Here is a 12,393-nt window from a genome sequence, read left to right on the forward strand (position 1 = left end):
TAGGTCATTAACTGACTAGCATAACGATTAAACCTTCAACGGATTTTATTGATTTTATATTTTAGGAAGCACCTTCATGACTATGGCACTATTAATTGCAGCATTCTTAATGGGATTTTTTGGTTCGCCGCATTGCTTAGGTATGTGTGGCGGTATCGTCACCGCATTCGGACTATCGATGAAAGAAACCAGTCCAGCAAAAAAACGCGGTCTCATTGCGACTTACCATTTGGGGCGCTTACTCAGTTATGCCCTATTGGGCTTGATTGCTGGAGTGATTGGCACCACGGTATTAACCCCTCTGATGGTTGGCAATAGCGCACCTCGCATTCTACTAGGTTTGGTCTTGGTATTTGTAGGATTAACCATGCTAGGGTTGCCTTTTTTAAACAAGCTTGAACGTCTTGGTATGCATTTTTGGCAAGCTTTATCACCTCTGCGGCAGAAAGTATTCCCCTTAAACACCTTTCCTCGAGCATTAACAGCAGGTTTATTATGGGGATTTTTACCCTGTGGTCTCGTTTATGGCGCATTACTTATTGCGGTCGTCGGTCATGACCCGCTCACAGGTGCCGTATTAATGTTTGTCTTTGGTCTAGGAACCGTACCCATGCTCGTCGCCACGCACGAAACGGTCAACTGGATGCGCAATCAAATCGGGCGTTTGCGCCTAAGGCAAGTGAATGGCGCAATCATGATGCTATCTGGCTTAGCCGTCATAGCGGTGCCGATGGTCATGGCCAATATGCATGGTGGACACGGGCAAATGAACCATGAGCAAATGAACCATGAGCAAATGAACCATGAGCAAATGAACCATGAGCAAATGAACCATGAGCAAATGAACCATGAGCAAATGAACCATGAGCAAATGAACCATGAGCAAATGAATCATGAGCAATAAAAATGTCTCTCATGTAAATAAGGGAGAATGATACGTTTAGATCATAGATAGGGCATTTTTAGCGTGCCCTATTTTTTTATCTACTAATGCGCCAACCTCTGAATTTAGCAAAGAAACCTTTTAGTTTTTCAGAAAAATTAAAAGCCTCTGACTCCGGCACTTCTTCAACATGATGACGAGCTGCCAGTATCGGCTGCTGCACCAATCGTTCGTGATGATCAAAAGCCCGATCAAGACTGATACTCATGATAGAGAAGTTAGTCGGACGTGGTAGACAGCGATATACCTGACCCTTATTAATTAAATCAATAACCATATGGGCATCTTTGAACTCAGTCAACATCAGCACCATCAGATCTGGCTGGATATTTTTTAAGGCATAAACGATGGGCGTAATATTTTCTTTATTGAGCGTCGAATCTGTAATCGTGACACCAAAGCGTTTTTTTTGTAATAACTTTGCGGCCTGTTCAAGGTTACTCGCCCAGCTCACGGTATAAGCGCTCTTAAAATGACTTTTTATTTGTTGATAGACACTCTCATCATCGTCTAGTACCAATATATGGCGATTGCTAACCGTGCCACTATTAACACGATTTTGAGTTGCATCATTTTTCATAGTGTTTTGTGTGATTTCTTGGGTTTGCTGAGCAATTTCTGTGGCTTTATTAACAATTTTTTTAAGTTCGTCATTTTGCCATGGCTTAGTGATATAGCGATAAATTTCGCCATCATTCACAGAATCCATCACGGCATTCAGATCCGCATAACCAGTTAACAAGATACGCAGCTCATCATCGATAAAAGTGATTTTTCTTATTGATAGCATAGTTACACAATGAGAAAAACAGTATCTAATTTTTCTATTTATGTCATCAATATCTCTATGATTATAGAGTCTGCCAAGTTTATCTTGTTCTGTACTGTGAAATTTTATACATATGTTATATTAATAATACTAATATAGAGGGCGTGTTTGTATTTTATATAATGTCGCGGATCTCCGTCACTTATCACTGATTGCAAAGCTTGTCTGTTGTACACTCAGAGCTTGATATCACTCGCTCATACCGTTATTCAACTAACCCTAAAGAAAGAGGCTCACAAAGTCTTTCTCTTTTAACTATTAAAGGAAAAGCGATGCGTCCTTTGTTTTTTAGTACTTTGTGCTTAGCAAGCAGTCTTTCACTAATGGCTTGTAGTAGTCATCCATCAACCACGGCAAAAGAATCAACAGCTATCATTACCAACACGGCAAAAGAGAACGCTGACGAACAGCTAAGCATGGAGCCGTCCAGCCCCGAAGAACCGTTATCAGCATTCACCGCTTTTGGTAATACAGAAAAAAGTTGGCGCACAGTAATTGATGGCAACCAACTTAGCATTGAAGCAGATTTTTTGAAACCAACGACCATCGTTGTCTCTCGTTCGACCTATGCTGAAGGTGTGGAATACGTGAGTACCGTTAGCGGCAAACCTATTATTATGAATATAAATAGCCAGATTTGTACCGATGATAATGGCTATCAAAATGAATTTACGGTGACGTTAACTTATGATAATAAAAGCTATCAAGGTTGCGCCGTTGCTGGAGCGTATGAAACAGCGCCTACGTAATTGCATAGAATTTATTGCGGTTAGCAACCATCATAAATAGTCAGCCATTAGCCAATCGATAACGCATAATTTGGCAAATAAGTACTTATATTACTTTTAACCGATTTCATTTTTGTTTAATAAAAACACCCTATAGTCTGTCTATAACCCCTTCATTTTAGTCAAATAACCTTTTATATCAGTCTTACTAAATAAGGATGAACCTATGAAAATTATAAAGACTCAAATCAATAATCCGGTAGACCACGACACATTTATCCATCAGCCTGATGCCAGTAAAACCCGTGTAGAAAACATACCAGGCAAGCGCTTACCCTTCCCTGATCAAATTGGTAATTATCAGCGCAATATTGGGACGCCCACTGACGCTTATCAGGACAGTAAGGTTTACATCGTTGGGGGCGGTATTGCGGGTTTGGCCAGTGCTTATTACTGCATCCGAGATGGCAAAGTATCTGCTGAAAACATTACCGTTTTAGAGCATCTTGACGTGGCAGGTGGCTCCTTAGATGGTAGCGGCAATCCTGAGACGGGTTATATGGTGCGCGGCGGTCGTGAAATGGATTTCACTTACGAAAACTTTTGGGATTTATTCCAAGATATCCCCGCTCTTGAAATGCCTGCGCCTTATAGCACCTTGGATGAGTATCGCATAGCAAATGACACAGATCCCAATTACTCTATTGCACGCCTGATCCATAGGCAAGGTGAGATAAAAGACTTCAGTCAGCTAGGATTGAGTAAAACCAACCAACTCGCGTTAATTCGTCTGCTATTAAAACCCAAGGAAGAGCTAGACGATATCACTATTGAAGAGTATTTTGATGACAGCTTTTTGAGCAGCAACTTCTGGACATTTTGGCGAACCATGTTTGCTTTTGAAAACTGGCACAGCTTACTTGAGTTTAAGCTTTATACGCATCGATTTTTACACGCATTGGACGGTCTAAACGACATGTCTGCACTGGTATTCCCAAGATACAACCAATTTGATAGCTTTGTTAAGCCATTACAAAATTATTTAAAAGATAAAGGCGTGCAGTTTCAGTATGACACGCTCGTTACCGATTTAGACATTGAGTTTGAGCATGCTGATAAAGTAACAGGCACCAAAAAGGTCAAAGCGATCATCACGGAGAAAGCGGGTGAGCAAACCACCATTCCTATGGGTAGCAATGATTTCGTCATCGTGACGACTGGCTCCATGACCGAAGATACCCGCTATGGTGATGATAATACTGCGCCGACGCTAGACTTTACAAAAGACAGCATGGGGCAATCGTCTGGTTGGAAAGTATGGAATAATCTGGCTAAGCAATCTGCCGTCTTTGGTCACCCAGAAAAATTTAATCAGCATGTGGATAAATCTGCTTGGATGTCGGCGACGTTGACCTGCCAGCCATCTGCCTTTATTGATAAGCTCAAAACGCTGTCTGTCAACGATCCTTATACGGGTAAAACAGTGACCGGTGGCATCATTACGATTACGGATTCAAACTGGCTGATGAGCTTTACTTGTAACCGTCAACCGCATTTCCCTGATCAGCCAAAAGACACGCTAGTCGTATGGCTATATGCCTTGTTTATGGATAAAGAAGGCAATTATGTCAAAAAACCCATCCCAGAATGTACAGGCAAAGAGATCTTGAGCGAACTCTGTCATCACCTTGGTATCCTCGATGATATAGAGAATATCATGGCCAATACCATCGTCAGAACGGCTTATATGCCCTACATTACCTCGATGTTTATGCCTCGTGCTAAAGGTGATCGACCTGAGATAGTTCCTGATGGTTGTGTCAATATGGGTCTAGTCGGTCAGTTCGTCGAGACACATAATGATGTGGTATTTACCATGGAGAGCTCTGTTCGTATTGCTCGTGTCGCAGTTTATGAGCTACTAGATGTGCAAAAACAAGTCCCCGATATAAACCCATTACAATACGATATCCGTCAATTATTGAAAGCCGCGAATACACTCAACGATGGTAAAGGTTTCATCGGCGAAGGTCTATTAACTAAGCTCCTTAAGGGTACTTATTACGAGCACATATTGCCAAAAGCCAATCAATCCACCAACGGCAATGACTCAATATTTACTCAGCAATGGGAAGCAATCAAAGGGCTTTGGCATAAGTAGGTCTGGCATCAGTAATGTTAGTTTTGATAAAAGCAGCTTTGATAAAAGCAGCTTTGATAAAAACAACTTTAGTAAAACTAATGACGAAAAATAAAAGCGATAACGCTCTAGGAGATGCATTCATTGTAAAAATGGTGATAGAAATAAGATAAATTGCCGTTAAACAAGGAAAATAGCACCGTTACGAATACTAACAGTGCTATTTGACGATTTTTAACAAATTTTAGCCGTTTTTAGCCCATTTAAATGTTCATTGGTTGAACTAAGGACATGCCCTAGTCAGACTTGGACAACTGCTGTAATTGCTCAATCAGCCAACGGTGTATACCACTGTGACTGGTACGTGGGTGCCATGCTGCTATCACCTTAAATGTGGGTGGCAGGGCTTCCACTTTAAGCTCTTTAACTCGACTGTTTGGCAATAAACGCGAGGGATAAAATGCAATCATATCGGTTGTATAGAGGATATCTGGCACCGCAGAAAAGCTAGGAACGGACATAACGATATTTCGTTTAAGACCTTTTTCTGCAAACCACTGGTCATGAGAACCACGCAAGTTAGCGCGTGAAGGTGACACCACCAGCTGCGAGTGTGCGGCAATTTGTGCCAGTGACAACGGCTCTGTTGTCAAACTATTATTGCAACCAGTAATGCAGAAATGTTGTTCTTCAAGCAGCGTCACATAAGCCAAGTTATCAGGGATAAATTCTGGGAAAGTAATCAGCAGATCAAGCTCGCCTGCCGCAATAAGCTGATTGATACTGTCTGAGGCAAAATCACGCACGATTAACTTCAAATCAGGCGCGTCGCGGCGCGTTATATGAAACAACTGCGGTAATAATGCCTGCGTCGCATAGTCGGTCGCACTAATCGTAAATACGCCTTTATAAGTCTGCGGCGAAAACACATCTGGCTCTAACAGTGCTTCTAACTGCTCTAATATGCGACTAATGGGTTGCTGCATCGATAGCGCTTTGGGGGTTGCCACCATGCTATTGCCTTGACGAATAAACAAACGATCATCAAACAAATCACGCAGCTTACGTAACTGTTCGCTGATTGCCTGCTGTGTCAGCCCCATTTTGCGCGCGACTTGTGAGAGATTTTTTAGATCAAGCAACGCATGTAGCACTCTCAGCTGCTTGATATCGAGTCGGTTAATTCCATTCATAATATGTACCATTTATAGTTGTATCTTAAACAACAAAATCCTGTTTCCAATTGTATCTATAAAACTCTATGCTTACCAACCTTACTTACGCAGTAATAAAGCATCAAAACAAGCTCAGTGGTTTAAACAATAACCCCATCTATTTGTTTTAAAAGAGAGTTTTATGGAACCATCTATTATCGATACCAGCCCATTGTTTGCATCTGTCACACTTGGACCATATACGTTAAAAAACCGTATTGTCATGCCACCGTTGACACGCTCTCGCAGCACGCAACCGGATAATATTCCTAATGAATTAATGGCAAGCTACTATACACAGCGCGCGTCAGCTGGTTTTATGGTCACTGAAGGCACGCAAATTGAGCCAAGGGGTCAAGGTTATGCGTGGACACCAGGCATACATTCGCATGCCCAAATCGAAGGCTGGAAAAAGGTCACTCAAGCGGTACACGCAGCAGGTGGTATCATTTTCGCTCAGCTTTGGCATGTGGGTCGCGTGTCTCATACCAGCTTACAACCACAAGGCGCTCAGCCAATTGCACCATCAGCTATCACTGCTGACAATGTAAAAGTATTTATCGAAACAGCACCAGGTGCAGGCGCGTTAGCCGATCCTAGTGAGCCACGCGCACTCAGTACTGATGAAGTTAGTGAACTGGTCGCTATGTATGCGGCAGCCGCACGCAATGCATTGGAGGCAGGTTTTGATGGCGTCGAGCTGCATTGTGCCAATGGCTATTTGGTGAATCAGTTCATCTCTGAGCATAGCAACACACGTGATGATCAGTATGGCGGTTCATTGACCAATCGCTTGCGTTTCTTAAAAGAAATCGTGGCTGCCGTCAGTGAGGTGATTGGTGCTGATCGCTTAGGCGTACGTTTCGCACCGCTGTTTGCTAGCACAGATGAAACTCGCGTGTATTTAGGGCTAGTGGAATCAGATCCACATCATACGTATATTGAAGCGATTAAAGTACTTGAACAAGCGGGTATCGCTTATTTATCTATTGCAGAAGCTGACTGGGACAATGCTCCTGATTTACCAGAGACGTTTTATCAAGCGGTCAGAGCAGAGTTTTCAGGACGTATTATCTATGCGGGTAAATACACGACGGAAAAATCGGTTCATATGCTAGCTAAAGGTTATGGCGATTTATTTGCTTTTGGTCGTCCCTTTATTGCTAATCCCGATTTACCTGAGCGCATCGCCAATCATTGGCCACTCAACGAGGCAGATCCTACCACGATGTATGGTGGCACCGAAATTGGCTATAATGATTATCCTTACTATCAAAACTCTTAATACAATAAGGCCATTCGTGGCCTTATTTTTTTGCTTATAAATAGGATATTTTTAATAGCTGATTCATATATATAGCCCTTATGATTCATCCGACTGATCAAATAACTTTTCGATAGGCTTGCTGTGTATCTTTGAGCTATTGAACAGCGACTTATTACCAGTATCCGCTTCTGTCCAAAAATTAATATTGAATTGGGCATCATCACTTAATTCTACGCGGTGCCAATATTGAGGCGGACTGACAGCGAACTGCCCTGCTTTAATCACAATGGTTTTTTCAGGTTCAGTGGCGGCTTCATCAGCAAAGCCGTAAAAGGTAACCGTGCCTTGCATGACACAAATTTGGCCGTATACGCCCTCTGCTGTATTGTGATGAGTCAGCAAGGCTTTTGGGACTTTATCTTTAGTGAAAAAGTGGGTCGAACGCTTTATTTTCCAATGGCTGGGTATGATGGGGTTTGAGGCGACAGTATGACTCATGGTAACTCCTTGGCTGATTTGATGGGTGTATCCCAATCCTTTTTATTAACAGCGTACTTGAGAATAAAATTTTATTGATAAACGAGAAAAGCACGCACAGTAATGGTTATTATTACTATAGCGCATCATATTTTCAAATGTATTGCTATCCTCATATAATCTTAGTTAACCATCAATATATAGGATATTAAAGCCACTTTTTAATCCCCATTAAGTAGTATGTGAAATGACATTCATACTGCTTTCGCCTAATGGTTAGCGAGCTTACTTATTGCTACATTAACTCCATCTAAACTATCCAGTTCGACGGTGGAGAATACTTGTCATGCATGCAAAAGAGCTACTTGAGGTTGAACGCCGTGATATAAGAGCGCTTCACTATACGTGGATTGCTTTTTTTCTGACCTTTTATGTCTGGTTCAATATGGCACCACTAGCCACTTCTATGCTAGAGGCCGAAAGCTACTTAACTTCTGAACACATCAAATTATTTCTCATTGCCAACGTTGCTTTGACCATTCCAGGGCGAGTGGTAGTCGGCATGGCATTGGATCGCTTCGGTCCGCGTCGCGTGTTTTCCATACTGATGGTCGTCATGGCGATACCCACATGGTTCTTCGCGTTTGGTGATTCCGCGATGCAGCTTTTCGTCGCTCGCCTATTTATGTCTATCGTGGGCGCAGGGTTCGTCGTTGGCATTCACATGACCGCCCTTTGGTTTAAGCCAAAAGACATTGGCTTTGCCGAAGGATTTTATGCAGGCTGGGGTAATTTTGGTTCAGCTGCCGCAGCGATTACTATTCCCACGGTTGCGCTACAGTTCTTTGGTGGTGATGACGGTTGGCGCTGGGCAATTGCATTATCTGGCTTACTGATGGCCGCTTATGGGGTGGCCTATTGGTTTTTAATCACCGATGGCCCTACACAAGATACCCATAAAAAAGCACGTAAGGCGGGTGCTTTAGAGGTATCAAGTTGGAGAGATTTATTATTATATTGCCTATTTATTATTCCTTTATATGGCGTATTAGGTGTATTGGTTTATCGCACTAAAAACATGGGATTCCTGAGCGAAACAGGCGCTTGGGGGTTTTATACTCTCATCGCTGTGGTGGTTATTTACCAAATTTATAAAGCCATCAGTGTCAACGTACCCATGCTCAAAGCGGGTATCCCTGAGGATGACAAATACCCCTTTACCTCTGTTGCCGCCCTAAATGTCACCTACTTTGCTAACTTTGGCGCAGAGCTGGCGGTCGTCTCTATGCTACCGATGTTCTTTGCCGCAACGTGGAAGCTCGACCCTACCGTCGCAGGGTTAGTCGCATCGACCTTTGCTTTTGTTAACTTATGGGCGCGACCACTTGGCGGCTATATCTCTGACAAGGTTGGCAATCGTCGCTTGGTGATGTTGGTATACATGTTCGGTATCGGTATCGGCTTTGGATTGATGGGATTGCTGAATGCAGAGTGGCCATTGTTTATCGCGGTCGTCTTTACGATTCTATGCTCAGTCTTTGTACAAGGAGCAGAAGGTGCAACTTTTGGTATTATCCCCTCAATTAAACGGCGCTTAACGGGTCAAATTTCTGGTATGGCGGGGGCTTATGGCAATGTGGGGGCTGTGTTCTACCTATTTATATTTACGTTAGTCGAACCAAATCAGTTCTTTTTTATCATTGCGATAGGTGCATTTATCGCTTGGGTACTTTGTTTCTTCTGGTTAAAAGAGCCTGAAGATGCCTTTGGTGACGAATACAAAATGTCCTCGGTCGATCGTCAAATTGCCGCTGAAGAAGGCTAATTTGATTAGCTTATAAAATAAAAAAGCCACCCAGCATCACTGCTCGGTAGCTTTTTTTTGATTTATATAGAGAGCTATCTAGACATGTCATAGTGGTTATTCAGATGACCCATGATTTTTTTATAAAAAGTAGCGATTTTAAAAAGTAATATTTTCAAAAAACAACCACTTCGATAAATAACCATTTTGACAAACGACTATTTTGACAAATGATTCACGGTCCACACCGCCGCCTCTACCCGTGTGCGTAGTCCAGTTTTGTTCAGAATATGCTTAACATGCACTTTTACTGTGGATTCTGCGATATCCAGTTTGTTGGCGATCATTTTATTACTTAAGCCTTCCGCAATCATTTGAATCACTTGCAACTCTCTAGTGGTGAGATTGCCAGCGATATCTTCAATGCTTGGTGTACGTAATGTTTGCGCCAAGATTGAGGCCAAATTGGGACTGATAACCAGCTCGCCGCGCAACACTTTTCTAATATCGACGATGATTAACTCAGGCTCCATGTCTTTTAGCAAATAACCATCCACCCCTAATTTCAATGCTTCTTGTACGTCTTCTCCGCTGTCAGAAACTGTAAATAGCAAGGTAGCCACGTCAATATTTCTGGCCTTGATTTCTCTTAGGGTCTCGATACCAGTCAACACTGGCATTTTATGATCTAGAATGACCAGATCAACTGGATTGTTTGCCAAAAAATCCAACGCTTCTTGTCCGTTATTTGCCTCACCAACGACCGTTACATCACTTTCGAGACTGAGCAGTTCTGCGACACCGCGGCGCAGCATAGGATGGTCATCGACCAATAGTAGCCGAGCCGGAGAAGCAGACGTATAAACCTTAGTAGTCATAAAATACTCACAAATTGAAAAATGCTACAAAAAACACAATGCAGTGGTTAAGAGCGTTTACTAAGCCGATTCACTTAGTTTTGCTCAGCCATATAATCCGTAAAGAAACTGGGTACAAACCTGACGATGACGCTGGTACCTGCGGGTACATTATTAGAGATAATCAAATCACCGCCTAATTTATAGGCACGCTCTTTCATAATCATTAAACCATGATGCTGGGTCTGATTGACAGTCCCTGATATGCCGATGCCGTCATCATTGACCATCATCGCTACATAATTACTTTCATCATCATAAACCAAATCGATAGTGACGCTGTTAGCATGGGCATGGCGACTGATATTCGACAGCGCCTCCCTTATAATTTGAATGAGATGTACTTGTTCGGTTGCCGTTAGATTCAAGGATAGGATTTGATTGTTGACCTTTATGTCAAACTGCCCTTTTACAGCAAACTCATCAGCCGCCTCATATAAAGCTTCATCAAAATTGCCGCTATCAATCGTCAAGCGAAAAGTCGTCAATAAGTCTCGCAGCTCATGATAAGCAGAGTTCAGACCCATTTTTATTTGACTGATATGCTGCCCAACCTTGATTTGACTTTGCTCATCAAATACCACCAGCCCACTGTCTTTATCAGCAGACAGTTGCAGATGTTTTTCGAGCACGCTGACTTGTATTTTTAGATAAGACAATGACTGTGCTAAAGAATCATGCAACTCCCTAGCAATGGTCGAGCGCTCTTCAAGTAGAATAAGCTGATGGTCTTGCTGCCTTTGTCTGCGTAGCGATAAGGCGGTGCTGACGAGATTGGTCAGCACAACGATCAACTCATTGTTTTTAGCAATTAAATAACTACTATCCACTTCTACTACTTTGATGCGTGTTGAATCTTCCTCGCTTTTTTTCTTATCTTCTGCATAAGCTTTATTGGTCATTAAGACAGATTTTGGTCTGACCTTTAGCTCACCAAATTCTATATCTTGATGAATAATCGGAAACGTTTTGGTATAAACGTCTTCTTTAATAGAACAGCTATCACAAGTGAGTTTGGTACATAGCTCCTTCATCCTATCATCGTGCAGGGCTATAGAGTTTTTATTGGTTAGAATATTGCTTTGGATACACAGCGTAAAATCTAAATATGGGAATATACACCCAAAGCCAGCAATCAATTCATCAAGCCGATGTAAGCTCACAGGGCTACTGGTCAATTGCTTTGAGAAATCATAAAACAATGATAAGGCTTGGTTGGCTTTTACCAGATGCTGGGTCTTTGTCTGTACCTCACTCTCAAGTGAGCGCTGATACCTCTCAATGGTACTGGCCATACCGTTAAAAGAATTGCCAAGCGCTTCAAATTCTCTATAACCGCTGATAGACACTCTCGTATCATATTTGCCTTCTTTAAACGCCCGATTGGCTTTAATGAGTTGTTGAATAGGCGTTAGCACTGAGTTCTGTAATCTCCGTACGCCTATCAGCATAATAATCATGCTCAGTATCAATGATAGTATTTGTAGGTTTTGCTGCCATGTCTGACGCTGCTCATTTCTATCCTGTAACGCGCCAACAAAACGATTAACATCGTCAATATATTTGGTTGAATTACTATAAAAGCCTTGCTTGTCTTGTGCCAACAATGCTGGTTTTAAATCACGAAACCATTGTGATTTTATCTGGCTCCATTGCTCACTGATCGCCTTATCTCTGTTGGCACTGGTCAGTTGATACGCTTGTAATTTGTTGAGACGACTCTCCATGTCTTCAACCAGTATGTCTATTTTTTCAGACTCACTTTTATTGGAGAAATCCAGTCTGTCTTGCTTTTCTACCTGCGGCGCATTGTCACTATCTAAGCCATCTTGTTTGATATTTAGGCTTGAGCTAAAGGGATGGTTATCCGCAAAGTCAGTCGCTAGCTGAAAGCTAATACGATACGTTGCCATGCGTATCGAGCCTGCGGTATTAATCGCCTCAGCATCAGACTTTGCGACCCAAGCGAGCGCACCGCTGCCTATCGCTGACATCAAGAACAAAGTAGCGATGATCGTAATAGCAATCCAAGTATGAAGGAACAAAGACTGCCGTCGTAGATTAGACATGATTA

At 42.3% G+C, this 12,393-nt stretch carries 10 protein-coding genes; 5 read left to right on the forward strand and 5 right to left on the reverse strand.

The annotated features are described in order from the left end of the window. Positions 1-76 precede the first annotated feature (76 nt). Positions 77-904 (forward strand): sulfite exporter TauE/SafE family protein, encoded by an 828-nt coding sequence (locus tag JFC08_RS00445; protein ID WP_198329292.1) that lies wholly within the window; start codon positions 77-79, stop codon positions 902-904. Between the two features lie 76 nt (positions 905-980). On the opposite strand, the gene JFC08_RS00450 is transcribed toward JFC08_RS00445, so the two are convergent. Continuing rightward, positions 981-1,733, reverse strand: coding sequence for a response regulator (locus JFC08_RS00450; protein WP_227697564.1), 753 nt, complete (start codon positions 1,731-1,733; stop codon positions 981-983). A gap of 311 nt (positions 1,734-2,044) precedes the next feature. Here JFC08_RS00450 and JFC08_RS00455 point away from each other — a divergent pair, with 311 nt between their 5' ends. Both JFC08_RS00455 and JFC08_RS00460 read left to right on the forward strand, forming a co-directional pair. Beyond that, complete coding sequence (locus tag JFC08_RS00455) at positions 2,045-2,521, forward strand: hypothetical protein (protein WP_198329293.1); 477 nt, start codon at positions 2,045-2,047, stop codon at positions 2,519-2,521. A 205-nt stretch (positions 2,522-2,726) separates the two neighbouring features. Next, positions 2,727-4,661, forward strand: a complete 1,935-nt coding sequence (locus tag JFC08_RS00460) for an oleate hydratase (RefSeq protein ID WP_198329294.1) — start codon at positions 2,727-2,729, stop codon at positions 4,659-4,661. Positions 4,662-4,936: 275 nt separating this feature from the next. Here the strand turns inward: JFC08_RS00460 and JFC08_RS00465 are convergent, their stop codons facing one another. After that, positions 4,937-5,833, reverse strand: coding sequence for a LysR family transcriptional regulator (locus JFC08_RS00465; protein WP_198329295.1), 897 nt, complete (start codon positions 5,831-5,833; stop codon positions 4,937-4,939). 178 nt (positions 5,834-6,011) lie between these two features. On the opposite strand from JFC08_RS00465, the gene JFC08_RS00470 reads away from it, so the two are divergent. Next, a complete protein-coding gene (locus JFC08_RS00470) occupies positions 6,012-7,139 on the forward strand; it encodes an alkene reductase (protein WP_244656485.1) in 1,128 nt (375 codons plus the stop codon). A 78-nt stretch (positions 7,140-7,217) separates the two neighbouring features. Here the strand turns inward: JFC08_RS00470 and JFC08_RS00475 are convergent, their stop codons facing one another. Continuing rightward, positions 7,218-7,619, reverse strand: coding sequence for a TehB family protein (locus tag JFC08_RS00475; RefSeq protein WP_198329297.1), 402 nt, complete (start codon positions 7,617-7,619; stop codon positions 7,218-7,220). Positions 7,620-7,944: 325 nt separating this feature from the next. On the opposite strand from JFC08_RS00475, the gene JFC08_RS00480 reads away from it, so the two are divergent. Further along, complete coding sequence (locus JFC08_RS00480; protein ID WP_045455078.1) at positions 7,945-9,423, forward strand: MFS transporter; 1,479 nt, start codon at positions 7,945-7,947, stop codon at positions 9,421-9,423. Between the two features lie 197 nt (positions 9,424-9,620). Here JFC08_RS00480 and narL read toward each other — a convergent pair whose 3' ends face one another. Both narL and JFC08_RS00490 read right to left on the reverse strand, forming a co-directional pair. Beyond that, the gene (gene narL / locus JFC08_RS00485; protein WP_045447151.1) at positions 9,621-10,280 is read right to left on the reverse strand and encodes a two-component system response regulator NarL; all 660 of its coding nucleotides are present in this window, start codon (positions 10,278-10,280) and stop codon (positions 9,621-9,623) included. Positions 10,281-10,354: 74 nt separating this feature from the next. Beyond that, positions 10,355-12,388, reverse strand: coding sequence for a histidine kinase (locus JFC08_RS00490; protein ID WP_227697565.1), 2,034 nt, complete (start codon positions 12,386-12,388; stop codon positions 10,355-10,357). Between the last annotated feature and the right edge of the window lie 5 nt (positions 12,389-12,393).

This window comes from Psychrobacter cibarius, assembly GCF_016107535.1.
GTDB lineage: Bacteria > Pseudomonadota > Gammaproteobacteria > Pseudomonadales > Moraxellaceae > Psychrobacter > Psychrobacter cibarius.

Bases quoted from the DNA above. Each gene is read 5' to 3' on its own strand.
- JFC08_RS00460 (WP_198329294.1), top strand. From the start codon at position 2,727: ATGAAAATTATAAAGACTCAAATCAATAATCCGGTAGACCACGACACA.
- JFC08_RS00465 (WP_198329295.1), bottom strand. From the start codon at position 5,833: ATGAATGGAATTAACCGACTCGATATCAAGCAGCTGAGAGTGCTACAT.
- JFC08_RS00475 (WP_198329297.1), bottom strand. From the start codon at position 7,619: ATGAGTCATACTGTCGCCTCAAACCCCATCATACCCAGCCATTGGAAA.
- JFC08_RS00490 (WP_227697565.1), bottom strand. From the start codon at position 12,388: ATGTCTAATCTACGACGGCAGTCTTTGTTCCTTCATACTTGGATTGCT.
- narL (WP_045447151.1), bottom strand. From the start codon at position 10,280: ATGACTACTAAGGTTTATACGTCTGCTTCTCCGGCTCGGCTACTATTG.
- JFC08_RS00455 (WP_198329293.1), top strand. From the start codon at position 2,045: ATGCGTCCTTTGTTTTTTAGTACTTTGTGCTTAGCAAGCAGTCTTTCA.
- JFC08_RS00445 (WP_198329292.1), top strand. From the start codon at position 77: ATGACTATGGCACTATTAATTGCAGCATTCTTAATGGGATTTTTTGGT.
- JFC08_RS00450 (WP_227697564.1), bottom strand. From the start codon at position 1,733: ATGCTATCAATAAGAAAAATCACTTTTATCGATGATGAGCTGCGTATC.
- JFC08_RS00480 (WP_045455078.1), top strand. From the start codon at position 7,945: ATGCATGCAAAAGAGCTACTTGAGGTTGAACGCCGTGATATAAGAGCG.